Below are 24597 nucleotides of genomic sequence, written 5' to 3'. Positions count from 1 at the left end.
GGGCCGTCCCGGCGCCGCTCGGCAGCGGGCGGAGCCCGCGGCGGGCCGGGCCGTCAGCCGTAGGCGGCGCGGTAGTAGGCGGCCGCGCCCGGGTGGAGGGGGACGGTGCCGGTGCCGATGGCGTACCGCTCGTCCAGGCGGCTGCCCGGCGCGTCCGGCACCGGCAGCCGGTCGCGGCGCTCGAAGAGCACATCGGTGAGCGCGCGGGCCGTACCGTCGGCGAGCCCGGAGCGGCAGACGAGATAGCTGGGCGTGCCCACGGTGGGGGTCGGGCCCCGCATCCCGTACGCACCGGCCGGGACGGAGACCTCCTCGTAGACCGGGCCGTGGTCGCGGCGCAGCGCGCGGGCGAGCCCGCCGAGGGGGATCAGGCGGAGCGGGCGGCGGCGGGCGAGCCGGGAGATGGCCCAGGTGGGGGCGCCGCCGGACCAGAAGAAGGCGTCCACCTGCCCGTCGGTGAGCGCGTCGGCGGAGGCGCCGAGCCCGAGGCGTACGGCGCGGACGTCGCGGACCCCGGCGGCGCCGAGCACCCGTCCGGCGGTCGTCGAGGTGCCGGACTCGGCGGCGCCGAGGGAGACCGTGCGCCCGGCCAGCTGGGCAGGGTGCTCGATCGTGGAGTCGGCGGGCACGACCAGGTGCAGATAGTTGAGGTACAGCCGGGCGAGGGCCGCGACCGCGATCTTCCGCGGGAAGAGGCCGTGCCCCGCGGCGGCGTCCGCCGCGCTGTCGGCGAGGGTGAGCGCGAGGTCGGCCCGGCGGTCGCCCAGCATGCGCAGGTTCTCCACGCTCGCCGCGGTGGTGAGGACCCGCACGGTGAGCCCGTGGTGGGCGCGGTGCGCCTCGGTGGCCAGTCTGCTGCCGAAGGTGGCGTAGGGCCCGCCCCGCGGGCCGGTGGCCAGCCGCACCCGGGCGGAGGGCCCGGGGTCCGAACAACCGGCGAGCCCGCCCGCGGCGAGCGCCAGCAGCAGGCGGCGTGGGACGGTGTGCACCCGGCGATGCTAACCGCCGGAGTACGTACTGGTCAGCGGGCCAGCGCGCTGAGCTGGGCCCACACCACGCGGCCGCCCGCCGCCCCCGGCCGGTCGCCCCAGGCCTCGGTCAGGGCGCGGACGAGGGCCAGGCCGCGGCCGCTCTCGTCCTCCACGCCCGCCTCCCGGGGCATGGGGCCGAGCGGGCCGCCGCCCTGGTCGGCGACCTCGACGTACAGCGAGCGCCGCTCCTGGGCGCGGAGCACGCAGAGGATCTGGTCGCTCGCGGTGTGCACGAGCGCGTTGGTGAACAGCTCGGACATCACCAGCTCGGCCGCGCCGCACACGTCCTCGTCGAAGCCCCAGTGGGGCACCCGGTTCCGGACGAGCCGTCGCGCGGCGGCGACCGAGGCACCCCGGGCGGGGAGTTGCAGACTCTCCTGGCGGAGGGCCGTATCAACGCCGGCGGAGCTCATGTGAGGTGCCATCGTCGAGCGTTGACGCAATGCCACGGCCATGTGCCTTCCGTCCGTCCGTCTGCCTGTGGGGGCGTGAATGCCGCCCGTACGCGACTGCCGCAAGTGCGCGACAGGGCAGCCACGTTGGGACCGGTCACGACGCCACTATCGTTCCTGCGAGCATCAGTTGGCAAGGCGCGTTCTGCAAAATGCAGAATGGCCAACGCAGTCTGTGCCGCCCACACCGAGCATGGCACACTGAGACGCACAACACCGTCGGAGGAGGTATGACGTGGGTGAAGCGCGGTCTGCCCCGACCGTCGGGCAGATGGTCCTCGGCATGCGGCTGCGGCACCTCCGCGAGCGAGCCGGAGTCAGCTATGACACGGCCGCCAAGGCGCTGCATGTCAACCAGACCACCGTGCGTCGGATGGAGAAGGCCGAAGTCGGCCTGAAGCTCCCGTACGTCGAGAAGCTCCTGCTGACCTACGGCGTCGGACAGGACGAGGTGGAGTCCTTCCTCGGACTCGTCGAGGAGGCCAACAGGCCGGGCTGGTGGCACCGGTTCCGCGATGTGCTGCCGGACTGGTTCAGCCTCTACGTGAGCCTGGAGGGCGCCGCCAGCCGGATCCGCGCGTACGAACCGCACTTCATCCCCGGCCTGCTCCAGACGGAGGACTACGCCCGCGCGCTGCTGCGCATCGGCTTCCCGCAGGGCACCGAGGAGGAGCTCGACCGGCGGGTCGCCCTGCGGATGGAGCGTCAGGAACTGCTCTCCAGACCCGACGGGCCGCATCTGTGGGCCGTCATGGACGAGACGGTGCTCCGTCTGCACATCGGCGGGCCGAAGATCATGCGCGCCCAGATCGACCGCCTCATCGAGGCCATCCAGATGCCGAATGTGACTCTCCAGGTGGTGCCGTTCGCCGCCGGGCCGCATCCGGGCATGGGAGGTCCCTTCCAGCTGTTCCGGTTCCAGATCCCGGAACTGCCGGACATCGTCTACGCCGAGGGCCTGACCGGCGCCGGCTATCTCGACCAGCGCACCGATGTGGCCGCCTATCTGGAGGCACTGGACCAGATGGGCACCCGGGCCACACCGGCGCGGCGCACGGAGGGCTTTCTCCGAGAGATTCGCAAGGAGCTGTGACTGTGGATCAGGTAGAAGACGTCTACAACGGCATGCCGGCCACCCGTCTGGCGACGGAAGGCTGGCGCAAGCCCTGGAGCGGCCCCAACGGCGGTGCGTGCGTGGAGGCCCTGATGCTGCACGACGGGCGGATCGCCCTGCGGCAGTCGACGGACCCCGACGGCCCCGCGCTGATCTACACCCACCACGAGATGGAGAAGTTCATCCAGGGCGCCAAGGCCGGTGCCGCGGACTTCCTCCTCACCCGACCCGACAACAACAACCTGGCCACCTCGGCGGCTAACGCACCGGAACGGAGGGCGGCGTGACCGACTACGGACTCGCCCCGGACCAGCAGATCGACACCAGCAAGCCGCACTCGGCTCGGATGTACGACTTCTACCTCAACGGCAAGGACCACTACGAGGTCGACGCGGAGGCCGCCGGCAAGGTGCTGTCGGTCTACCCGACCGTCAAGCTCAACGCCACGGTCAACCGCGGCTTCATCCACCGGGCGACGCGCTGGCTGGCGGCCGAGGCGGGCATCCGGCAGTTCCTGGACATCGGCACCGGCATCCCCACCGAGCCGAACCTGCACCAGGTCGCCCAGAGCGTGGCCCCGGAGGCCCGGGTCGTCTACACCGACTACGACCCCATCGTGCTCGCCTACGCCCAGGCCCTGCTGCGCGGCACCCCCGAGGGCCGCACCGCGTACGTCCAGGCCGATGTGCGCGAACCGCAGCGGATCATCACGGCGACCGAGCTGCGGGAGACGCTGGACCTGAGCAAGCCGGTCGCGATGTCGGTGAACGCGCTCTTCCACTTCATTCCGGAGGAGGAGAAGCCGTACGAGCTCGTGCGTGAGCTGATGGGCGCGCTCGCCCCGGGCAGCTATCTGATGCTGACGCACTCCACGGCCGACTTCCACGCGGAGACGTGGCAGAAGGTGATCGCCGTCTACAAGGAGAGCGGCATATCCTTCACGACCCGCAACCGGAGCGAGGTCGCGGCGTTCTTCGACGGTCTGGAGCTGGTCGACCCGGGCGTCTCGGAGCCGCACGCCTGGAAGCCGGACCCCGGCGACCGCCCGGACGAGATCCGCAGCGCGGACATCAACATGTGGGCCGGGGTGGCCCGCAAGCCGTAGGAGCGGGTGGTGCCGTTACGGCTCCTCAGGGCGCCGTTACGGCTCCTCGGGGCCGTCCACGGTGAAGCCCAGGACCGCGCCGCCGCCGGGGCGGGGGCGGGCGAAGACCGTGCCGCCGTGTGCGAGGGCCACCTCGCGCACGATGGCGAGACCCAGCCCGGAGCCGGGCAGGCTGCGGGCGCCGGCGGCGCGGTAGAAGCGGTCGAAGACCCGCTCGCGGTCCTCCTCCGCGATCCCGGGCCCCCGGTCGCGTACCTCGACACGGTGCCCGCTCACCACGACCTCGACGGGCCCGGTGCCGTCGCGGTCGAACTTGGCGGCGTTCTCCACCAGGTTGGAGACCGCGCGCAGCAGGGCGGCCGGGTGGCCCTCGACGAGGGTGTCGCCCTCGGCCCGTACCGTGATGTCGCGGCCGGTGCGCCGGCGGGCGAGGGTCGCGGCCTTGGTGGCGACCTCGTCGAGGGACACCTCCGTGCGCGGCTCGTCGTCCCGCTGACCGGCCGCCAGGTCCACCAGCTCGTTGACGAGGTCGGTCAGCTCCCGGGTCTCCCCCGCCAGATCGGCCAGCAGCTCGTCGCGCGCGGCGGGCGGCAGCTGCTCGAAGCGGCTCAGCAGCGAGATGTTGGTGCGCAGCGAGGTGAGCGGCGTGCGCAGTTCGTGTCCGGCGTCCTGGACGAGGCGCCGCTGGTCGTCCTTGGAGCGGGCGAGCCTACCGAGCATGCCGTCGAACGCCCGGCCCAGCCGCCCCACTTCGTCGTCCCCGGCGACCGGGACCGCCACCTCCATCCGGCCGGTGACCGCGACGCCCTCGGCGACCCGGGTGAGCCGTACCAGCCGCCGGGTGATGCGTCCGGCGAGCCACCACCCGGCCAGCCCGGCGGCCACGATGATCGCGACGACGAACAGCGCGGTGCGCTTCTGGAGTTCGCGCAGCAGATCCTCGGTGTCGCTGATCTGCTGGGCGACCTGCACGGCGCCGCGGTGGTCGCCGAGCGCGACGGTGGCCATCCGGTAGTCGTCCTCGCCGATGGAGATGTTGCGCTGCCGGGTGGTGCCCGCGGTGGCGGCCGCGGCGGTCTCCCGGTCCTCGTCGCCGACCGGCAGCGGCGGCTTGCCCTCGTCGTAGACACCGCCCCGGCCGCCCAGCACCTGGACGTCCATGCGGCTGATCCGGCGCAGGTCGTCGCGCAGCCCGTAGGGCACCGGGACCTCGGAGGGGTACTGCCGCAGGATCACCTTCTGGCCGCGGACCTGGGTCCGCAGATCGCGGATGACATCGGTGAACGCGGACTTCTGGTCGACCCGCACCAGCCCGGCCGCGGCGTCGTAGCTGAGGAAGCCCACCAGGAGGGTCACCACGGCCGCCACCGCCGCGAAGGACAGCGCGAAGGTGGTGTGCAGGCTGGGCCGTGGATGACGGCGGAGGGGGAAGCGCACGTTCACTCCTCCCGCAGGGTGTAGCCGACGCCGCGCACCGTGTGGATGAGCGGGGTGAGTCCGGCCTGGTCGACCTTGCGGCGCAAATAGCCGATGTATACGGCCAGGTTCTTCGATCCGGGGCCGAAGTCATAGCCCCAGATGCGAGAGTAGATCGTGCCATGATCAAGAACGATGCCCGCGTTACGGGCCAGCAGCTCCAGCAGGTCGAATTCGGTGCGGGTCAGCTCCAGTTCCGTACGGCCCCGCCACACCCGGCGCGCCGAGGGGTCGATCCTCAGGTCGGACACCGCCAGTGTGGCGTCGAAGACGGTGCCCTCCGCCGCGGGCTCCGGTACGGGGGCGACGCGGCGCAGCAGCGCGCGCAGCCGGGCGAAGACCTCGTCGACGTCGAACGGCTTGGCCACGTAGTCGTCGGCGCCCGCGTCCAGTCCCTCGATCCGGTCGGCGGTCTCCACCCGCGCGGTGAGCATGAGGACGGGGGTGCGGTCGCCCTCGGCGCGCAGCACCCGGCACACCTGGATGCCGTCCACTCCCGGCATCATCACGTCCAGCACGATCACGTCCGGGTGCTCACGGTGGATGGCCGCCAGGGCCTCGACGCCGTCGGACACCGCGGTCACCCGGTATCCCTCCAGCGTCAGGGCGCGCTCCAGCGCATGGCGGATGGCACGGTCGTCCTCGGCGAGCAGCACGGTGTTGGTCACACGACGAGTCTGCCAAGGCCCGTCGGGTGCGGTCCCCCGCATCCCCCCGGAGCTGCGGTTCTTACCCGGCTCTCACCTTACTCACGCGACCGGCTTACCGAGCCGGGACAGGGTACCCAGTACGTTCCGGGGGGATCGCGCCCCGGTGTTGCCACCAGCCGGAGAGACACCGAATGAAGATCGTATTCCTGCTGCACAACGCTTATGGGATCGGCGGAACGATACGCACCACGCTGAACCTCGCCGCGGCGCTGGCGGAGCGCCACGACGTGGAGATCGTCTCGATGATGCGCCACCGGGGGAAGCCGCGCTTCACGATCGACCCGCGGGTGCGGCTGGTGCCGCTGGTCGACACCCGGCCCGGCGGCCACGACGCGCGGGATCCGCTGTTCGCGGAGCGCACCCGGGACTTTCCCGTCCACGAGAAGCGGAACCACCAGTACAACCGGCTGATGGACGTGCGGATCGCCCGGTATCTGGAGGGTTCCGACGCCGACGTGATCATCGGCACCCGGCCGGGCGTCAATGTGTACCTCGCACGCTTCGGCCCGCGCAAGGCCCTGCGCATCGCGCAGGAGCATCTGCGGTACGAGGCGCACAGCAAGAAGCTGCGCGCCGAGCTGGCGCCGTACTACCGCGAGCTCGACGCCGTCGTCACCACGACGGAGGCGGACGCGGCGGTGTACCGGGCGAAGATGCCGCTGCCGGGGGCGTGGACCCTCGCGATACCGAACAGCGTCCCCGAGCCCGCTGCCCCGCCCTCCGAGGGCACCGCGCCGGTGATCGCGGCGGCCGGGCGGCTGGTCCGCGGCAAGCGCTTCGATCTGCTGATAGACGCCTTCGCGGAGGTCTCGCCCAAGCATCCGGAGTGGCGGCTGCGGATCTACGGCGGTGGTACCCAGAAGGATCGGCTCCAGGAGCGCATCGAGGAGCTCGGGCTGACCGGAAGCGCCGAGCTGATGGGGCCGTACTCGCCGATCGAGGAGGAGTTCGCGAAGGCGTCGATCGTCGCGGTCGCCTCGGACGCCGAGTCGTTCGGGATGACGATCGTGGAGGCGATGCGCTGCGGGGTGCCGGTGGTGAGCACGGACTGCCCGCTGGGGCCCGCCGAGATCATCGAGGACGGGGTCACGGGTCGCCTCATCCCGGTCGGCGACAAGCAGGCGATGGCGCAGGCGCTGCGGGACCTGATCGACGACGAGCCGGGCCGCCGCGCGATGGCCGCGGCGGCGCTGGAGAGCGCGCGGACGTACGACCCGGAGCCGATCGCCGAGCGCTACGAGCGGCTCTTCGAGGAGCTGGCGTCGAGCCGGTTCGCGCGCAAGTGGGAGCGCACCCGGGTCCGGCTGCGGGCCGAGTACCGCCGTAAGGTCCGCCGCTGGAAGCGCGCCTTCCGCCGTCGTCTGCCCGTGGCGGGCGGGAAGAGCGCCAAGGCGTGATGGCGGGAGCCGGGCCCGCGCGAGGGCCCGGCTCCTGACTTCGGCTCCTACCAGGTGGTGGGCGCGTAGTCCTTGAGGAAGCAGCCGAAGAGGTCCTCGCCCTGCTCGCCCCGGACGATCGGGTCGTAGACCCGGGCCGCGCCGTCCACCAGGTCGAGCGGGGCGTGGAAGCCGTCGGCCGCGAGCCGCATCTTGTCCGGGTGCGGCCGCTCGTCGGTGATCCACCCGGTGTCGACGCTGGTCATGAGGATGGCGTCGGACTCGAACATCTCACGGGCGCTGGTGCGGGTGAGCATGTTGAGCGAGGCCTTGGCCATGTTGGTGTGCGGATGGCCCGCCCCCTTGTAGCCGCGGCCGAACTTGCCCTCCATGGCGGAGACGTTGACCACGTACTTCCGCCGGGCGGGCGCGGCGGCCATCGCCGGGCGCAGCCTGCTGACCAGGATGAAGGGCGCCGTCTCGTTGCACAGCTGCACCTCCAGCATCTCGACCGGGTCCACCTCGTGGACCCGCTGGATCCAGGTGTTGGTGGGGTCCAGGTCCGGGACGAGCCCGCCCGCGTCGATCGCGGTGCCCGCCTCGATCCGGGCGGGCGAGGCGGAGCCGCTGGTGAGGGCGAGGGCGGTGAGGTCCTGGGGGGTCAGCGCGCCGTCCCGCTCACGGCGCGGCCCGGGCAGCGCGGTCTGGGAGCCGCTGCCGAAGGCGCCGAGGACCACGGCCTCGGGCAGCTCCCCGGCGGGCAGCGGCGCCGACTCGCCCGCTATCAGCTCCGCGTACGCCTGCGGGGTGCGGCGCACGGTCTGCGCGGCGTTGTTGATCAGAATGTCCAGCGGCCCGGCGGCGCTCACCTCGTCGGCCAGCGCGATGACCTGGGCGGGGTCGCGCAGATCGATGCCGACGATCTTCAGCCGGTGGAGCCACTCGGCGCTGTCCGGCATCGCCGTGAAGCGGCGGATCGCGTCGTTGGGGAAGCGGGTGGTGACGGTGGTGTGGGCGCCGTCGCGCAGCAGCCGCAGGGCGATGTACATGCCGATCTTGGCGCGGCCGCCGGTGAGCAGCGCCCGGCGGCCGGTGAGGTCGGTTCGGGCGTCCCGGCGGGCCCGGTTCTCGGCGGCACAGTCGCGGCAGAGCTGGTGGTAGAACGCGTCGACCTCGACGTACCGGGTCTTGCACACGTAGCAGGAGCGCGGGCGCTCCAGGATGCCCGCGATCTCGGTGGTGACCGAGCTGCTGAGGGCCCGGCCCAGGGTCTCGTCGTCGATGCGGTCGGCGGCGCCGGTGGCGGTGGCCTCGGTCACCGCCTTGTCGTTGGCGGTCTTGGCGGCCCGCCGCTCCGAGCGCCTGCGCTGCTTCACGGTGCGGTAGATGCCGGCGGTGGCCCGGCGCACCGTGATGGCGTCGGGGTGGTCGATGGGCAGCCGGTCCAGTTCCTCGAGGACGCTCAGGCAGGTCGCCAGGCGCTCGGGGTCGATACCGGGCTCGTCGATACCGGGCGCCTCGGCCCCCGGGTGCTCAGCCCCCGGCTGCCCGGCCTCCGTGTGCTGGGCCCGGCCGTCGTCAGTCACCGTCATCGCCGCTGCCGCTTTCTGGTTCTGTTCTCCCTGGTTAACGGCCGAACTGTACGGAAGCGGGGACGGTTGCGCCAAACCCGGGCGGTCTCACCCCCTCCCGTACCCGCGGTACGTAAAGCCCGGAGGCGGGGTCTCCGCCGCCGGAGCGGGGCCGGTCAGCGAACGGATCAGGCCATGATCGGGCGAGAGGGCACAGGCCGGGTCGGTGCGGGCGGCGTCCCCGGTGAGCGCGTACGCCTGGCAGCGGCAGCCGCCGAAGTCCTCGGCACGGTGGGAGCAGCTACGACACGGTTCGGCCATCCACTCCTCGCCGCGGTAGCGATTGAAGGCGGCGGAGTGGTCCCAGATCCACTCCAGCGCGTGGTCGCGGACGTTCGGCGGGTCGAGGCCGGGCAGGGCGGCCGCGGCGGGGCAGGGCAGGACGGTGCCGTCGGGCGCGACGGTGAGCGAGACCGCGCCCCAGCCGCCCATGCAGGGCTTGGCGACGCCCTCGAAGTAGTCCGGGAGGACCCACACCAGCTCGGTGCGGCCGCCGAGCTTCTCGCGCCATCGCGCGACGCCCTCCCGGGCCCGGGCGAGCTGCTCGCGGGTGGGCAGCAGGGCGGCGCGGTTGCGCAGGGCCCAGCCGTAGAACTGGGTGTTGGCGAGTTCGATGCGGTCGGCGCCCCAGGCCACGGCCAGTTCGATCAGTGGGTCCAGCGCGTCGAGGTTGTCGCGGTGCAGGACGACGTTGACGCCCAGCGGCAGGCCCGCCTCCCGCACCAGGCCGGCGGCCCGCTCCTTGGCGGCGAACGAGCGGTGTCCGGCGATCCGGTCGGAGGCCCCGGGGTCGGCGTGCTGGACGGAGAGCTGGACGCTGTGCAGCCCGGCCCCGGTCAGCGCCGTCAGCCGGGCCTCGTCCAGCCCCACGCCGCTGGTGACGAGCTGGGTGTAGAGCCCGGCGGACGCGGCCGCGGCGACGATCGCCTCCAGGTCCCGGCGCAGCAGCGGTTCGCCGCCGGAGAGATGGGTGTGGACGACGCCCAGCTCCGCCGCCTGGCGCAGCACCCGCTCCCACTCCTCGCCGGTCAGCTCGCGGGAGCGGCGCACCAGCTGGAGGGGGTTGGAGCAGTAGGGGCAGTGCAGCGGGCAGCCGTGGGTCAGCTCGGCGAGCAGCGCCCACGGGCGGGGGTGGGCGGCCCCCTGGGGGTGCCCTTGGGAGTGCCCTTGGGAGTGAGCGGTCACCGTATCCAGCCCTCCTCGTGCATCCGGTCCAGGAACGCCGGGACCTCGGTGGCCACGGGGGCGCCGGGGAAGCGTTCGGAGAGTTCGCCCACGATGGTGTCGAGGTCGCGGTCGCCGTCACACAGCCGCAGCACGGTTCCGGCGGTGCCGCGCAGGACCACGACGCGCTCGGGCATCACCAGCAGGTCCACCTCGCGCACCCGGTCGTGGCGCAGGTGCACCGCGGGGGCCAGGGCCGGCCGCCATGCGGCCGGGGCCGTCATGTCCCCTCCCCCGCCGCGTCCTTGGTGTCGGCGTGGTCCACGGCGTCCAGCAGGGACCACAGCACATCGCATTTGAAGGTCAGCGCCGCGACCGCCCGCTCCTCGTCCTCGGGGGTGCAGGCCCAGGTCAGCACGAGGTCGAGGGCCTCGGCGCTGTCCCGGCTGCCCTGGCTCACCCTGTCCCGGAAGTAGCGGAGCCCTTCGCGCTCGATCCACGGGTAGTGGTGTTCGAACGCCTCGATGCGGGTGCGCATGATGCCGGGGGCGGACAGTTCGGTCAGCGAGGCGGCGACGGCTTCCAGCGGGGTGCCCAGACGGCAGAAGTTGACGTAGCCGTCGACCGCGAGCCGTACCCCGGGCAGCACGTCGGCGCCGGTCAGCAGCCGTTCCCGGCCGATGCCCGCGGCCTCGCCGAGCCGCAGCCACCGCTCGATACCGCCCTCGCCGTCGGCGGCGCCGTCGTGGTCCTGGATGCGGCGCAGCCACATCCGGCGCAGCCGCGGGGTGTCCAGCTTGGCGGTGATGAGCGCGTCCTTGACGGGGATGTGGCGCTGGTAGTGGAAGCGGTTGAGGATCCAGCGGCGCAGTTCGGCGGGGGTGAGTTCGCCCGCGTGCATGCGGAGGTTGAAGGGGTGCCGGTCGTGGTAGCGCTCCTGGGCGACGGCGCGCAGCCGCTCTTCGAGGCTCCGGGTCATAACTCGATCACCATCCCGTCGGCGGCCACCTCGATGCCCCGTCCGGCGAGCACCGCGTGCTGGGGCGCGGCCGGGTCGTTGAGGGGGTTGGTGTTGTTGAGGTGGGTGTACAGGGTGCGGGCACCGAGTGCGGCGAGCCGCGGTGCCGTGCCGCCGGGTCCGTCGACCGGCAGATGGCCCATGGCGGTGGCGGTGCGGGAGCCGAAGCCGCTGCGCAGGGGCTCCTCGTCGTCCCAGAAGGTGCCGTCGACGATGACGCAGTCGGCCTCCTCGGCGGCCCGCTGGAAGGCGTCGGGCCAGGCGGCGAGGGCGGGGGCGTAGAGGAGGGAGCGGCCGGTGGCGCGGTCCCGCAGGTGCAGGGCGACGACCCAGTCGTCCTCGTCGCCGCCCAACTCGGCGGCGTAGCGGGGGCGTTTGGCGGAGACCGGGACGGCTGCGATGGTGAGGTCGGCGTCGGGGGCGACCGGTCGGGCGGCCCCGGTCGGCAGCTCGTGCCAGTCGAGCCGGGTGTAGGGGGCGAGCACCTCGCCGAGGTGGAGTCCGGTCAGCAGGGCCCGGCGCACCGCGGCGGTGGTGTGCAGTTCCACGCCGTCCCCCTCGCGCAGCCGGGCGATGCCGAGGGTGTGGTCGAGTTCGGCGTCGGTGAGGATCACCCCGGCCAGCGGGGTGTGGCGCGGTTCAGGTCCGGGGTGCAGTTCGGGGCAGTCCTCGACCTGGTCGCCGAGGTCGGGGGTGGCGTTGACGAGGTACCAGCGGCCTTCGGCGGCCCGTACGGCGAGCGAGGCGTGGCGGCGGCGCCGCNTTGACGAGGTACCAGCGGCCTTCGGCGGCCCGTACGGCGAGCGAGGCGTGGCGGCGGCGCCGCCCCGGGTGGGCGCGTGCCCCGGAGCATCCGGGGCACGCGCAGTTCCACTGGGGTACGCCGCCGCCCGCCGCGGTGCCGAGCACACGCACGCGCATGGCGGCTGCCGTCAGCGGGCGTTGAGTGAGTACGCGGTGACCTCCAGCGCGGTCTCGACGACCACGTAGTCGGGGGTCTGCCAGGCTGTTTCCGGCGCGGGGGTCCGGGTGTGGTCCACCGCCTCGGGAGCCGTCTGCCGCACGGTTTCGTTCATGGCATTGACCTGCCTTCCGGTTTCCGGTGTGGGTTGGGCAAGGGGACTCGGCGGAGACGTCAGCCGGTGGTCCTGATCCGCAGCGCCTCGCCGTCGGTGGTGGTGCTGTGCCGGACCACGGGGCCGCTGACACCGCTGAAGCCCACGTCGTACGGGCTGGCGGTGCCGCGCTGCGCCGTGACCCGGTCGAGGGTGATGCCTACCCCGTCGTCGGCGACGAACGCGGGCCGGTCGTCGTTGGTGTCGGTCGTGACGGCGCTGTTGGTGAAGGTGATGTCCTTGGCATGCCGGATCCACCAGCCGTAGGAGGGGCGTACCCCATAGGTCTTGGGGACGTAGTCGGTGAGGTATTCGCCGGGGACGAGCTCCGCGTCGGAGGCGGGGTGGCCCCCGGGGACGGTCAGCCGCACCCGGTCGAAGGTGATGTCCGTGACGTCCGCGCCGGGGGCTCCGGTGATGGTGCTGGTGTAGTCGACGCCGGTGACCGGGTGGGTCAGCCCGGTGCCGGTGACGTGTCGGAAGCGGATGTCGTGGATCCGGCCCGCGGCCGGGGCGCCCGGGCAGCGCTTGCGGTCGCCGATCTTGATGAAGACGGGGGTGGCGCCCTTCGTCATGGTGATGTCCGAGTAGCGCACGTCGCTGATGTCGGCGCCGTCCATGGAAACGATGCCGATGGCCGCCTTGCCCCCACCGCCGATCCGGAGCCGGTCGAAGCGGATGTCGCGGAAGTCGCCGCAGGTCTCCGAGCCGAACTGGAGGGCGTTGTTCTCGGTGGACAGCACGTCGGAGTCATGGACCCGGATGTCCTGGCTGGTGTAGGTCCGGCCCAGCGCGTAGTCGCTCTTGAGGACGACGCCGTCGTCACGGCCCTCGATGCGGGAGTGGCCGATGTCGACGTGGCGGCTGTTGATGAGGTTGACGGCGTCCCGGTCGGTGCTGGTGAGCACCTTGGTGCGGGTCATCCGTACCCCGTCGCAGCCGTTGAGCAGCAGCGCGAAGTGGCCGCCCCGGGTGAAGGTGACGTCCTTGATGTCAAGGTCGGCGCAGCGCTTGAGGGAGAGGATCTTGTCGCCGACGCCGGGTTCCAGGGTGTTGCTGGTGCCCAGTCCGTCGCCGTCGAGGGTGCCGGAGCCGGTGATGGCGAGGTGGTGGATGTTCTCGCCCGTCAGCAGCGCGTTCCGGAAGTGGCTGTGGCCGAAGTCCTGGTAGGCGTCCCACGGGTTGGGCTCGGCCTCGTCCATGCCACCGGGTGCGGCGAGCAGCGTCGCGCCCTTGGCGAGGTGCAGCGTGATGTCGCTCTTGAGGTGGAGGGTGCGGGACTTGTAGGTGCCGGGCGGGAACAGCACGGTGCCGCGGCCGGGAGCGGCGGCTGCCGCGTCGATCGCCCGGTCGATGGCGTCGTCGTCCAGGGTCGTGCCGTCGCCCGTGGCTCCGTAGTCGCGCACGTCGTACGTCCTGGCGGCGGGGGCCGCGCCTGCGGCCGGGGGGACCGCGGCGAGCACACACGCCGCGGCCGCCGCGGCGGCGGAGAAGCGCAGGCGTGTCCATCGCGTCATGAGGCGCCCTTCGGGTCTCGGGGGGTGCGGTCAGGTCCCGTTCTGTCGCTAAGTCACTTCTGTTGCAGCGTCACTGCCTGTCGGTGTCCGGTCAAGAAGCGCGCAGCCAAAATCCTCCGATCTCTTGCGACGCACACGGGCTGCACAGCTCAAGGAAACAAGCGGAACGTGCAGGTAGTTGAGGGAATCAGGCGTGGCAATCCCGGGGTGACCAACTTCTTGGTCCACACCATTCCTTGACTCATTACGTCATACCTCCTACCTTCACAGTCCCCCAATGTGAACAAGGATCAGACAGGAGAATCCTTGATGGAGCGCCCACCGCTCTTACCGCGCACCGCCCTCGCCCTCGCGGCCACCGCCGCACTGATCGCTCCGGCCGCGGTCGCCTACGGCACCGAGCGCTCCCCGCAGGCGCCGGCCGCGTCCTGGAGCCTCAAGTGGAACCCCGCGTCGGGCGCGAGTGTCGCCAGCGCCTTCGAGGGCGCCGAGGACGACCGCGCCGACTCCCACCCCGGCACCACCCACATCTACCCCTCCCAGGGCGGTTTCCGGACCGACATGCACTACCCCAGGGACGTGGACACCAGCACCGACCGCCAGCGCAACGAGGTCCGGGGCATGAAGCAGGACGGCTCCGCCGTCAAGATCCTCAAGAACGAGACCTGGCGGATCCAGTACCAGATGTACGTGCCGGACACGCTCGACGCGACCACGAGCTTCACCCACATCATGCAGATCAAGGTCGGGGACGTGGCCGCCCCGCTGTTCACCATGTCGCTGCACCAGCACGGCGACGGCCCGAAGGTCGAGATACGGACCTCGGACGACGACGACAACCTGACCGAGGCCGGGGCCGCGGACATGGCGCCGCTCCAGGGCGCCTGGAGCGATGTGTCGGTCGAGGTCAAGGCGGCCGACTCGGGCGCATACGCCGACTGGTCGGTGACCACCGGCGGCAAGGAAGTCGCCTCGTACAAGCGCACCGGCCTGGACCTGTGGCGCGGCAAGAACTACCTGCGGCCCAAGTGGGGCATCTACCGGAGCCTGAACAGCAGCGGCCTCAAGACCACGTATCTGCTCACCCGGAACTTCAAGGCGTACAAGCTCCAGTAGGAGGAGAGGCGATGAAGAGCTGTCGGAACACCCTGGTGGCCGCGGCCGCCACCACCGCGCTCACCGCCGGGCTGCTGCTCACCCAGGCGGGCACCGGCAACGCCGCACCGGCCGCGGCCGATTCCGTCCCCTCGGCCATCACGACCGTCTCGTCCGGCTGGTCGATCCCCTGGGGGCTGAGCTGGCTGCCGGACGGCTCGGCGCTGATCAGCGAGCGGGACTCGTTCAAACTCTTCAAGCTCACCCAGTCGGGCACCAAGACCCAGGTGGGCACGGTGCCCAACGTGGTGACGACCAGCGGCGAGGGCGGGCTGATGGGCCTCGCGGTCTCCCCGAACTGGAACACCGATCACTACGTCTACATCATGCACACGGCGTCGGACGGCAACCGGATCGCCCGCATGACCTACGACGGTTCCTCACTGAGCGGCTACAAGGCGATCGTCACCGGCATCAAGAAGAACAAGTACCACAACGGCGGGCGCCTCAAGTTCGGCCCGGACGGCTATCTGTACGCCACCACCGGGGACGCACAGACATCCAGCAACGCGCAGGACAAGAACTCGCTCAACGGCAAGATCCTGCGGATGACCACCGACGGCAAGGCAGCCCCCGGCAACCCGTTCGGCACCCTCGTCTACTCCCTGGGCCACCGCAACCCGCAGGGCCTCACCTGGGACGCTCAGGGCAGGCTGTGGGAGGCGGAGCTGGGCAACAGCCAATACGACGAACTCAACCTCATCGAGGCGGGCAAGAACTACGGCTGGCCCACCTGCGAGGGCAGCTGCTCCACCTCCGGGATGACCAACCCCAAGCGCCAGTGGTCCGTCGGCGAGGCATCGCCCAGCGGGGTCACCTACGCCGACGGCGCCCTCTACATGGCGGCGCTCCGGGGCGAGCGGCTGTGGCGGATCCCGGTGGACGGGACGAGCGCGGGCACCCCGAAGGCGTACTACACCAGCTCGTACGGGCGGCTGCGCACCGTCGAGACGGTCCCCGGCAAGAGCACGCTGTGGCTGTCCACGACGAACGCCGACAACAACGGCGGGGAGCCGGACGGCGCGGACAAGGTGTTCCAGGTCGAGCTGAAGTAGCGCGCCCGCCGCATGCGTACGGTCGCGCTTCCCGCGGAGCGCGACCGTACGCCCGCGTCAGTACGCCAGCCGCTCGTTCATCAGCAGGAAGGCGCCCAGGCCATGGAGGTCGTTGGTGTTGCGGGGGCGGCCGAGGTAGTAGGCCAGATCACCGACGTTGGTGCCCTCGCTGATGTCGGCGATGTTGGTCAGCCCGTCCGGATCCACCGTCACCTTGTCCAGGACGCCCCGGTAGCCGCGGCGCGCCGCCGCCGCGTAGTCGCCACCGCGGATCCAGCCGTGTCCCAGGGCGGCGTGCAGCATCAGGGTGTACATGCTGGAGGCCGAGGTCTCGGTCCAGTTGCCCGGCTCGCTCGCCTTGTCGACGACCTGGAACCAGCGGCCGGTCGCCCGGTCCTGGTAGCGCAGGAATCCCTTGGCCAAGTGCCGTACGTTGGCGATGAGTTCGGCGCGGCGCGGATGGCGGGCGGGCAGCATCTCCAGCACCTCGATGTGCGTCATCGCGGTCCAGCCGATGGCGCGGGCCCAGAAGTGGGCGGAGGTGCCGGTGGTGTCGTCCGGGTTCCAGGGGGCGTCGCCGTCCGCGTCGTAGGCGTGGTAGATCAGCCCGTTCGACGCCTTGAGGTGGCGGAAGTACACCGAGAGGTTCCGGGTGACCTCGTCGTACGCGTAGCTCTTGTCTCCGTAGGCGATGCCGTACCGCAGCAGGAACGGCTGGGCCATGAAGACGCCGTCGCCCCACAGTTCGTTGGTCTTGCCGGTGGCGTGCCACATGCCGCCGTCCACGGTGCGGGGATAGTCGGCGAAGCGGGCGCGGATCTGGTCGGCGGCCGTCCGGTAGCGCGGGTCGCCGGTCTCCCGATGGAGCATCAGCAGCAGGTTGCCGGACTGCATGGCGTCGAGGTTGTCGAAGGTGCGGCTCATATGGCCGTCGGCGTCGACGAACTTGTCCACCCAGCGCTTGATGTACGCCAGGTACGAGGGCTCGCCCACCCGCTGGTAGACGCGGTACGCCCCCAGCAGGAACAGCCCCCGGGTGTAGCCCCAGCCGCCGAGCGAGGCCGGGTCCGGGTAGCGGGCGAGGGTGGAGTCCACCACCGCCCGCGACCAGTCCGTCCGGGCTGCCGCGTGGGCCACCCCGGTCCCCGGCAGCAGAAGGCCGCCGCCGATGCCGAGCGCGCTCGCGAGTACGGTCCTGCGTCTGATCATGGGGAGTTCCCTCTTTTCAGTTCAGGATGCCATGTACACGCCAAGGATAGCGTCGAGCGCACCGTACCGGGGCAAAAGCGGAGGAAAGGGCCGGATCCGCATCCCCCCCCGTCAACGGCCCGGTCACCAACCGGCCGGTGGCGGGGGCGAGCCTCAGCCCGGGCGTGTTGTGTCGGGGCACGCTCGAACTCCATCGTCCCCGCGCCCCGGACCCGCTTGCCCATCGGCGTGAGCACCACCTTGACCGCGCCGAGGTGGATCGGCCGGGAGGGCGGGGGCGACGCCGGGGCGGTGGACGCCCGGGCGGTGGAACTGGTCCTGGCGGCGCAGTCCGCGGACTCGTCGTCGGCGTCCGCACAGCGGCCGGGCACCCGGCAGGCGGACGGCGCCTTCCCCCGCACCGTCGTCCACGAACTCGGCAGCACACCGGTCGAGGCGAAGCCGCAGCGCATCGCGGCCATCAGCACCGGACAGCTGGACGATCTGCTCACCCTCGGCCTCGTGCCCGCCGCCACCACCCGCGCTGGACCCGCCCCGGGAAGACGGACGCGGGCGCCTGTCTCTCCAATCCGCTGTGGAAGAAGCTCGACGCGGTGCGCGCCGGACACACCGTCACGGTGGACGACGACCCCTGGTACCTCCACGCCGCGCCGACCGCCGCGCGTGTCGTCCTCGACGACATCACCGAGCACCTGGGCCGTTGAAACCAGCCGGGGACGTTCGCGACGGTTATGGGGAAGGCATATCCCACCGTCACACCCCGTATGCGATCGGGACAATCCGTCACCATAATGCCCCCCACAGGCAATAGTCTCGGCATACAGGCCGCGGCGGAGGAGGTAGCCCATGGGGACGGGCGATCGCGAACAGGCACAGGCACGAGCGCGGCAGGAAGCCGACCGGCTCACCGCGCAGGGCATCCATGGCATCGCCCTGACCTGGGTGGACAACGCGGGGCTCACCCGCGTCAAGTCCGTGCCCACCGGGCGGCTCGCCCACAGCGCACGGCGTGGCGTCGGCATGTCCCCCGTCTTCGACGTGTACCTCGTGGACGACTCCATGACGACGAGCCCTCATATCGGCGGGCCCGACGGCGATCTGCGGCTCTTCCCCGATCTCGACCGGCTCACCGCGCTGGCCGCCCAGCCAGGCTGGGCCTGGGCACCGGCCGACCGATACGCCCAGTCCGGCCTGGAACACCCCGCCTGCCAGCGGCTGTTCGCCCGCCGCATGGCCGAGCGGGCGCACGGGCGGGGCATCGCGCTGCGCATGGGGTTCGAGACGGAGTGGGTCGTCACCACGGGCGGCACCGGCGGTACGGACGACACGCCCGGCCGCCCCGGCCCGTACAACGCCGCCCCCGGCCCGCACTACGCCGGTAGGGGCCCGGCCTACGGCATGGCGCGCCTGGTCGACCTCTCCGGCTACCTCGCCGACGTACTCGACACGCTGCACACCCAGGGCGTGGAGGTGCTTCAGCTGCATCCGGAGTACGCGGCCGGGCAGTTCGAGGTGTCCGTGGCGCCCGCGGACCCGGTGGGCGCCGCCGATCTCGCCGTCCTGGTTCGCGAAACGATTCGCGGGGTGTCGGCACGGCACGGGCTGACCCCGCTGTTCGGCCCGGTCGCCGAGGCGGGCACGGTCGGCAACGGCGGCCATCTGCACCTGAGTCTGTGGCAGGGCGAGCGCAACCTGTGCCGGGACGGGGACGGACCGCACGGCATGACCGCGACCAGCGAGGCGTTCCTCGCCGGAGTGCTGCGTGCCCTGCCCGCCCTGCTCGCCATCGGCGCCCCCTCTCCGGCGAGCTATCTGCGGCTCGAACCCTCCCGGTGGGCCGGGGCGTACCAGTGCTGGGGGCTGGAGAACCGCGAGGCCGCGCTGCGCTTCATCACCGGCGCCCCGGACGACCCGGGCGGAGCCAACGCCGAGGTCAAGTGCTTCGACCCGGCCGCCAACCCCTATCTGGTGACGGGCACCGTCATCGCCGCCGGGCTCGCCGGACTCGACGCCGGGCTCACCCTGCCACCACCGGTCTCCGGCGACCCGGCGGGGACGGGCCGGGAGCGGCGGCTGCCCACCTCGCTGCTCGGCGCGCTGGAGCACTTCGAGGACTCGGCGGTGCTGCGCGAGGCGCTGGGCGAGCCGCTCTTCGAGGCCATCGCCGCCGTACGCCGCGCCGAGGCGGCGCTGTTCGAAAAGGCCACCCCGCAGGAGATCGCGGCCGCGACCCGGGGACGGTACTGAACGATGCGCTCCGCCGAGGGGACGGCACCGACCGGGCTGTCTCTGCCGCCGCTGGTGGACCACCACTGTCATGGGGTGGCCCGCCGTGAACTGGACCCCGCCGCGTTCGAGGCGTTCCTGACCGAGTCCGACGCGCCCGCCGCGCTCGGCACCACCTTCTTCGACAGCCAGCTGGGCTTCGCGTTGCGCCGCTGGTGCCCGCCGCTGCTCGACCTGGAACCGCACTGCCCGCCCGCCCGCTACCTCGCCCGGCGGCGGGAGCTGGGGGTACGGGAGGTCAACCGGCGGCTGCTGAGCGCCGCCGGGATCACCGAGTTCCTCGTCGACACCGGCCTCCCCGGCGATCTCACCACCCCGGACGAGCTGGCCGCGGCGGCCGGTGGCACCGCGCACGAGATCGTCCGGCTGGAACACCTCGCGGAGCGGACCGCCGACACCTCGCGCAGCGCCGACGACTTCCTGGCCGGGCTCGCCGACGGGATCCGGGAGGCCGCCCGTACCACCGCGGGCTTCAAATCGGTGGCCGCCTACCGCTACGGCCTCCACTTCGAACCCGATCCACCCGCCCCCGCCGCCGTGCACACCGCGGCCGAGCGCTGGCTCGCCCACCGCGCCGAGGGCGGCGCGCCCGCCGCCCGGGTCACCGACCCCGTACTGCTGCGCCATCTGCTGTGGTCCGCGGCCCGCACCGGGCTGCCGCTCCAGCTGCACACCGGCTTCGGCGATCCGGATCTGCGGCTGGACCGCTGCGATCCGCTCGCGCTCACCGACTTCATCCGCGCCGTGCGCCCCACCGGCTGCTCGCTGATCCTGCTGCACGGCTATCCGTACCACCGCGGCGCGGCCTACCTCGCCGCCGTCTTCCCCCATGTCTACGCCGACGTCGGCCTGTCCCTGACCCACACCGGGGCGCGGGCCGGGGCGGTGCTCGCCGAGATGCTGGAGCTGGCCCCCTTCGGCAAGGTGCTGTTCTCCACCGACGCCTACGGGCTGCCCGAGCTGTACGTGGTGGGCGCGCGGCTGTTCCGGGAGGCGCTGACCGGGCTGCTGGACCAGTGGGTGCGCGAGGGCGCGTGGTCGAGCGGCGACGCCGGGCGGGTGGCGGCGCTCCTCGGCGCGGACAACGCGCGCCGAGTGTACGGGCTCGGCAGCACAATCGCCCGTGATCATTAGCCTGGACCGCAGAATCCCCGGTTCGCGGGGCGCTCGGCGACGGTTTTCGCCACGATGGTGAGATGGACGAAGAGCAATTCCTGGAGCGCGCCAAGCAGTTCGCACTCCACCTGGCCGACCTTCAGTCGCGCCTCGACCCCGCGTCGTACGATCTGCTGCTGCGCATCCTGCACGGCATCAACGACGCCATCGTGGGCCGGTCCGCGGGCGGCCCCACCGGTATCGACGTACCGTTCACCGCGCTCGACCGGGATCTGTTCACCCCCGCTCTCGGGCGGGAGCTGGCCAAGCTGACCAGTCTGCTGGGGCCGCACGGGCTCCAGTTGGTCGTCGAGTTCGGCAACCAGCAGGAGAACGACCGGCGCGAGGTCGAGGCGATAGCCCGGGTCAGCGGCATGGATCCCGGAGGCGCGTGATGGTGTACCGGCGGGTACGGTTCGGCGTGGGGCGGCGGTGCGCAGCACCGTCCCCCTCACACCACCGTCCCCGGAGGAGAACGCATGCGGATCAGCGGCACCACCGTCCTGCTCACCGGAGCGACCGGGGGCATCGGGCAGACCCTCGCCCGGGCTCTCGCCGCCAAGGGCGCCAAGCTGCTGCTCACCGGGCGCCGCGAGGAGGTGCTGCGGCCGCTGGCCGAGCGGCTCGGCGCCACTCCGATCGTGGCCGACCTGGCCGAACGGTCCGATGTGGAGCAGCTCGTCGAGGAGGCGGAGGCGGCCGACGCCCGCATCCTCATCGCCAACGCCGCGCTGCCCTCCAGCGGTGACGTCCTCGGCTACGACACCGACCACCTCGACCGCGCCCTCGACGTCAATCTGCGCGCCCCGCTGCTGCTGTCCCGGCTGATGGCACCGCGGATGGTGGCCGCGGGGTCCGGGCAACTGGTGATGATCGGCTCGCTGTCGGGCCGTACCGCCTCCCCCGGCGCCGCGCTCTACAACGCGGCCAAGTTCGGGCTGCGCGGCTTCGCGCTCGGGCTGCGGCAGGACCTGCACGGCACGGGCGTCGGGGTCACGCTGGTGCAGCCCGGGTTCGTCGGCGACGCCGGGATGTTCGCCGACTCCGGCGCCTCCACACCCCCCGGGGTGCGCACCATCACCACCCGCCGGGTGGCGGCCGCCACTGTCCGCGCGATCGAACGGAACCGGGCCGAGGTGAACGTGGCCCCGCTGGAGCTGCGCTTCGGCAGCGCCCTCGGCGGCCTCTTCCCCACCCTGGCGGAGCGCGCCCAGCGCCAGGCGGGCGCCGATCGTACGTCCCGGCAACTCGCCGACGGACAGCGCGACAAGCGCTAGCAGGCCGTGGTGTAGGTTCGGGCGACCCCACCGGGAGTTCGAGCGAGGGAGCGGGTTATGCGTGCTGTGGTGTTCGACGACTTCGGGCGCAGGCCCGAGGTGCGGACCGTCGACGATCCCACCCCCTCCCCGCGCGGCGTGGTCATCCGCGTCGAGGCCACCGGGCTGTGCCGCAGCGACTGGCACGGCTGGATGGGCCACGACCCGGACATCCGGCTGCCGCACGTCCCCGGCCATGAACTCGCGGGCACCATCGAGGAGATCGGCCCCGACGTCCTGAACTGGCGCCCCGGCCGGCGGGTCACGGTGCCCTTCGTCTGCGCCTGCGGGCGCTGCGCCGCGTGCGCGGACGGCGCCCAGCAGGTGTGCGAGCGGCAGACGCAGCCGGGGTTCACCCACTGGGGGTCGTTCGCCGAGTACGTCGCGGTCGAGAACGCCGACGTCAACCTCGTCGGCATCCGCAACGAGCTGCCGTTCACCACCGCCGCCTCGCTCGGCTGCCGCTTCGCGACCGCCTTCCGCGCGGTGGTGACGCAGGGCCGGGTCGCCCCGGGCGAATGGGTCGCGGTGCACGGATGCGGCGGGGTCGGGCTGTCCGCCGTCATGATCGCGGCGGCGTGCGGGGCGCGGGTCGTCGCGGTCGACATCTCCGCCCGGGCGCTCGCCCTGGCCTCCCGCTTCGGCGCGGCGGTCTGTGTGGACGCGTCCTCCACCCTGGGCTCGGTGGCCGAGGCCGTCGCGGACGCGACGGGCGGCGGCGCCCATGTCTCCGTGGACGCGCTGGGCTCGCCCCGTACCTGCGCGGCCTCGGTGGGCAGCCTCCGCCGCCACGGCCGCCATGTCCAGATCGGCCTGCTGCCGCCCGCCGCCGGAAACCCGATGCTCCCGATGGACCGGGTCATCGCGCTCGAACTCCAGCTGCTGGGCAGCCACGGCATGGCAGCGCACGCGTACGGGCCGATGATGGAGATGGTCGACGCCGGGACGCTGCGGCCGGACCTGCTGGTCACCGACGTCATAGGTCTGGACGCCGTACCCGAGGCCCTGTCCGCGCTGCCGTCGGCGGCGAAGGGCGGGGTGACGGTGATAGAGCCCCACCGCGCCCCGACGGGGTCGGGATCGTGATGTCGCGCATCGCGAAGACCGCCGCGAGGGCGAGGACTCCCGCGGCGGCCCCGCCCCAGGCGATCGTGGAGCCGATCGCCGGGGTGCTCGCCGCGACCGCGCCCTGACGGCCCATCAGGGACTGCGCGCAGGCCAGCCCGAAGGTGCCGCCGATCTGCTTGGCGAGGGCCGAGCCCGCGGTCGCCGTGCCCATGTCGGCGGCGGGTACGGAGTTCTGGGTCGCGATGGTGATGCCGCCCATCGCGGGCCCCGTACCGAGCCCGGCGATCAGTAGCCATCCGCAGATCAGGGGCGTCGGTGTCGCCGCGTCCAGGGCGAAGAACGCGGCGGTCCCGGCGGTGAGCAGTCCGGCGCCGGTCAGGAGCACCGGTTTGGTGTGGCCGCTGCGCAGGATCGCGGCGGCGGTGAGCCGGTTGCTCAGCGCCATGCCGACCATCAGGGGCAGGAGCAGCAGCCCGGAGGTGGTCGCGGAGTGACCCCGTACCTGCTGGAAGTAGAGCGGCAGCAGGATGCCGACCGGCATGGCGGCGGCCTGGAAGAAGAACCCGCCGGTCAGCAGGGCGCTGTAGGTGCGGTGCCGGAAGAGGCGGAGCGGCAGCACGGGGACGGACGCGCGGCGCTCGACGGGAACGAGCAGGGCGAGCAGCACCAGACCGCCGAGCAGACACCCGACGACGGTGGGGTCCGTCCAGGGCGGGGTGCGCCCGCCCGCCGGGGTGCCCTTCAGGCTGAGACCGGTCAGGGTCAGTGAGAGACCGGCCATGAGGAGCAGGACCCCCGCCACGTCGAGCCGCCCGGACGGCGCCTCGGCGGGGCGGCGGTCCGGTAGGGCCAGGACGAGGACGGCCGCGGCGGCCAGGCCGATGGGGAGGTTGAGCCAGAACGCCCAGCGCCAGCCGGCGTGGTCGGCCAGCAGACCGCCGACGATCGGGCCGCCGACCAGGCCGAGCACCAGCATCGTGCCCATCGCCGTCTGCATGCGGATCAACCCCTCCGTGCGGGAGGGCGGGTTGAGGTCGCGGATCAGGGCCATGCCGAGGGTGAGCAGGGCCCCGGCGCCCAGCCCCTGCCCGGCGCGGCAGATGATCAGCGCTTCCATGGAACCGGCGAGGCTACAGGCGAGGGAGCCCGCCAGGAACAGGGCGAGCCCGCTCAGCAGCAGTCGGCGGCGGCCGTACAGGTCGGAGAAGCGGCCGTAGACGGGCACGCTGATCGAGGAGGTCAGCAGATAGGCGGTGACGAGCCAGACGTACCAGCTGTCGCTGCCGCCGATCTGCTCGACGATGCGGGGCAGGGCGGTGCCGACCACGGTGCCGTCGAGCATGGCCAGGAACGCACACGCCAGCAGGGACAGGGTGATCAGGGTCCGGCGGCGGGAGCTGAGCTGCGCATACCCCTCGGATGCGGTCACCGGCCCTCCCCCGGCCCGGTGAACGCGCCGTGCAGGAAGAGGTCCACCAGTTCGTCGGTGGTCAGCGGGTCGTTCACGCCCGGCCGCCCGGCGAACATGAGCAGCAACTGAAAGGAGTCCGCTAGTCGTTCGGGGGCGAGCCGCAGGCTCTCCCGGTCCGGCTCCAGCAGGGCGGCCAGCGCCGCGCGCGGCGCGGCGAGCCCCGCTTCGCGGTC

The 24597-nt window shown here is 72.3% G+C and carries 24 protein-coding genes and 1 pseudogene; 11 read left to right on the top strand and 14 right to left on the bottom strand.

Going from position 1 to position 24597, the window contains the following annotated elements; genetic code table 11:
• Positions 1–53: 53 nt before the first annotated feature.
• Together EEJ42_RS02880 and EEJ42_RS02875 are read right to left on the bottom strand one after the other, a co-directional pair.
• Positions 54–989, bottom strand: a complete 936-nt coding sequence (locus tag EEJ42_RS02880; RefSeq protein ID WP_123098453.1) for a TAXI family TRAP transporter solute-binding subunit — start codon at positions 987–989, stop codon at positions 54–56.
• A 32-nt stretch (positions 990–1021) separates the two neighbouring features.
• Positions 1022–1444: an ATP-binding protein gene (locus EEJ42_RS02875; protein WP_063736392.1), complete on the bottom strand. Its 423-nt coding sequence runs from the start codon at positions 1442–1444 to the stop codon at positions 1022–1024.
• Positions 1445–1718: 274 nt separating this feature from the next.
• Between EEJ42_RS02875 and EEJ42_RS02870 the strand changes: the two genes are divergently transcribed.
• From EEJ42_RS02870 to EEJ42_RS02860, 3 genes are read left to right on the top strand one after another with little or no spacing between them, the layout of a single operon-like run.
• The gene (locus tag EEJ42_RS02870; protein WP_123098452.1) at positions 1719–2576 is read left to right on the top strand and encodes a helix-turn-helix domain-containing protein; all 858 of its coding nucleotides are present in this window, start codon (positions 1719–1721) and stop codon (positions 2574–2576) included.
• Positions 2577–2578: 2 nt separating this feature from the next.
• Positions 2579–2884, top strand: a complete 306-nt coding sequence (locus tag EEJ42_RS02865) for a DUF397 domain-containing protein (protein WP_123098451.1) — start codon at positions 2579–2581, stop codon at positions 2882–2884.
• Positions 2881–3702: an SAM-dependent methyltransferase gene (locus tag EEJ42_RS02860; RefSeq protein ID WP_123098450.1), complete on the top strand. Its 822-nt coding sequence runs from the start codon at positions 2881–2883 to the stop codon at positions 3700–3702. Before EEJ42_RS02865 ends, EEJ42_RS02860 begins: the two co-directional genes overlap by 4 nt.
• Before the next feature lie 36 nt (positions 3703–3738).
• Here the strand turns inward: EEJ42_RS02860 and EEJ42_RS02855 are convergent, their stop codons facing one another.
• Positions 3739–5139, bottom strand: a complete 1401-nt coding sequence (locus tag EEJ42_RS02855) for a sensor histidine kinase (RefSeq protein WP_123098449.1) — start codon at positions 5137–5139, stop codon at positions 3739–3741.
• Between the two features lie 2 nt (positions 5140–5141).
• Complete coding sequence (locus EEJ42_RS02850; RefSeq protein ID WP_123098448.1) at positions 5142–5846, bottom strand: response regulator transcription factor; 705 nt, start codon at positions 5844–5846, stop codon at positions 5142–5144.
• A gap of 173 nt (positions 5847–6019) precedes the next feature.
• On the opposite strand from EEJ42_RS02850, the gene EEJ42_RS02845 reads away from it, so the two are divergent.
• Positions 6020–7285 carry a glycosyltransferase family 4 protein gene (locus EEJ42_RS02845; RefSeq protein ID WP_123098447.1) on the top strand — a complete coding sequence of 422 codons (1266 nt, stop codon included), beginning with the start codon at positions 6020–6022 and terminating at the stop codon, positions 7283–7285.
• Between the two features lie 47 nt (positions 7286–7332).
• On the opposite strand, the gene EEJ42_RS02840 is transcribed toward EEJ42_RS02845, so the two are convergent.
• The 7 genes from EEJ42_RS02840 to EEJ42_RS02810 form a co-directional block, all read right to left on the bottom strand.
• Positions 7333–8856, bottom strand: coding sequence for an SDR family NAD(P)-dependent oxidoreductase (locus EEJ42_RS02840; protein ID WP_246095988.1), 1524 nt, complete (start codon positions 8854–8856; stop codon positions 7333–7335).
• 87 nt (positions 8857–8943) lie between these two features.
• Positions 8944–10080, bottom strand: a complete 1137-nt coding sequence (gene pqqE, locus EEJ42_RS02835) for a pyrroloquinoline quinone biosynthesis protein PqqE (RefSeq protein WP_123098446.1) — start codon at positions 10078–10080, stop codon at positions 8944–8946.
• Positions 10077–10343 (bottom strand): pyrroloquinoline quinone biosynthesis peptide chaperone PqqD, encoded by a 267-nt coding sequence (pqqD, locus tag EEJ42_RS02830; protein ID WP_123098445.1) that lies wholly within the window; start codon positions 10341–10343, stop codon positions 10077–10079. The genes pqqE and pqqD overlap by 4 nt, the downstream gene beginning before the upstream one ends.
• A complete protein-coding gene (gene pqqC, locus EEJ42_RS02825; RefSeq protein ID WP_123098444.1) occupies positions 10340–11038 on the bottom strand; it encodes a pyrroloquinoline-quinone synthase PqqC in 699 nt (232 codons plus the stop codon). Before pqqC ends, pqqD begins: the two co-directional genes overlap by 4 nt.
• Positions 11035–11988, bottom strand: a complete 954-nt coding sequence (gene pqqB, locus EEJ42_RS02820; protein WP_342778235.1) for a pyrroloquinoline quinone biosynthesis protein PqqB — start codon at positions 11986–11988, stop codon at positions 11035–11037. Before pqqB ends, pqqC begins: the two co-directional genes overlap by 4 nt.
• Before the next feature lie 21 nt (positions 11989–12009).
• Complete coding sequence (pqqA, locus tag EEJ42_RS02815; RefSeq protein ID WP_009712687.1) at positions 12010–12153, bottom strand: pyrroloquinoline quinone precursor peptide PqqA; 144 nt, start codon at positions 12151–12153, stop codon at positions 12010–12012.
• Between the two features lie 59 nt (positions 12154–12212).
• A complete protein-coding gene (locus EEJ42_RS02810; RefSeq protein ID WP_123098443.1) occupies positions 12213–13709 on the bottom strand; it encodes a glycoside hydrolase family 28 protein in 1497 nt (498 codons plus the stop codon).
• A gap of 309 nt (positions 13710–14018) precedes the next feature.
• Here EEJ42_RS02810 and EEJ42_RS02805 point away from each other — a divergent pair, with 309 nt between their 5' ends.
• The gene (locus tag EEJ42_RS02805; RefSeq protein ID WP_123098442.1) at positions 14019–14825 is read left to right on the top strand and encodes a hypothetical protein; all 807 of its coding nucleotides are present in this window, start codon (positions 14019–14021) and stop codon (positions 14823–14825) included.
• 11 nt (positions 14826–14836) lie between these two features.
• Positions 14837–15919, top strand: a complete 1083-nt coding sequence (locus EEJ42_RS02800; RefSeq protein ID WP_123098441.1) for a PQQ-dependent sugar dehydrogenase — start codon at positions 14837–14839, stop codon at positions 15917–15919.
• A gap of 57 nt (positions 15920–15976) precedes the next feature.
• Here EEJ42_RS02800 and EEJ42_RS02795 read toward each other — a convergent pair whose 3' ends face one another.
• Positions 15977–17128, bottom strand: a complete 1152-nt coding sequence (locus EEJ42_RS02795) for a glycoside hydrolase family 88/105 protein (protein ID WP_123098440.1) — start codon at positions 17126–17128, stop codon at positions 15977–15979.
• Between the two features lie 846 nt (positions 17129–17974).
• Here EEJ42_RS02795 and EEJ42_RS02785 point away from each other — a divergent pair.
• From EEJ42_RS02785 to EEJ42_RS02765, 5 genes are all read left to right on the top strand, one after another.
• The gene (locus EEJ42_RS02785) at positions 17975–19375 is read left to right on the top strand and encodes a type I glutamate--ammonia ligase (protein WP_123098439.1); all 1401 of its coding nucleotides are present in this window, start codon (positions 17975–17977) and stop codon (positions 19373–19375) included.
• A 3-nt stretch (positions 19376–19378) separates the two neighbouring features.
• Positions 19379–20548: an amidohydrolase family protein gene (locus EEJ42_RS02780; protein WP_123098438.1), complete on the top strand. Its 1170-nt coding sequence runs from the start codon at positions 19379–19381 to the stop codon at positions 20546–20548.
• A gap of 62 nt (positions 20549–20610) precedes the next feature.
• Positions 20611–20964: a hypothetical protein gene (locus EEJ42_RS02775; RefSeq protein WP_123098437.1), complete on the top strand. Its 354-nt coding sequence runs from the start codon at positions 20611–20613 to the stop codon at positions 20962–20964.
• An 84-nt stretch (positions 20965–21048) separates the two neighbouring features.
• Complete coding sequence (locus EEJ42_RS02770; RefSeq protein ID WP_123098436.1) at positions 21049–21846, top strand: SDR family NAD(P)-dependent oxidoreductase; 798 nt, start codon at positions 21049–21051, stop codon at positions 21844–21846.
• Positions 21847–21903: 57 nt separating this feature from the next.
• The gene (locus tag EEJ42_RS02765; RefSeq protein ID WP_123098435.1) at positions 21904–22971 is read left to right on the top strand and encodes a zinc-dependent alcohol dehydrogenase family protein; all 1068 of its coding nucleotides are present in this window, start codon (positions 21904–21906) and stop codon (positions 22969–22971) included.
• Here the strand turns inward: EEJ42_RS02765 and EEJ42_RS02760 are convergent.
• The gene (locus EEJ42_RS02760; RefSeq protein WP_123098434.1) at positions 22862–24382 is read right to left on the bottom strand and encodes an MFS transporter; all 1521 of its coding nucleotides are present in this window, start codon (positions 24380–24382) and stop codon (positions 22862–22864) included. The genes EEJ42_RS02765 and EEJ42_RS02760 overlap by 110 nt on opposite strands.
• Positions 24379–24597 (bottom strand): annotated as a pseudogene (locus tag EEJ42_RS02755) (TetR family transcriptional regulator); the annotation flags it as partial. The gene EEJ42_RS02760 and the pseudogene EEJ42_RS02755, both read right to left, overlap by 4 nt.

Source organism: Streptomyces botrytidirepellens, assembly GCF_003721215.1.
Taxonomy (GTDB): domain Bacteria; phylum Actinomycetota; class Actinomycetes; order Streptomycetales; family Streptomycetaceae; genus Streptomyces; species Streptomyces himastatinicus.
Note: the sequence above shows the minus strand (reverse complement) of the source record. Positions and strands in the feature narration are given on the sequence as shown.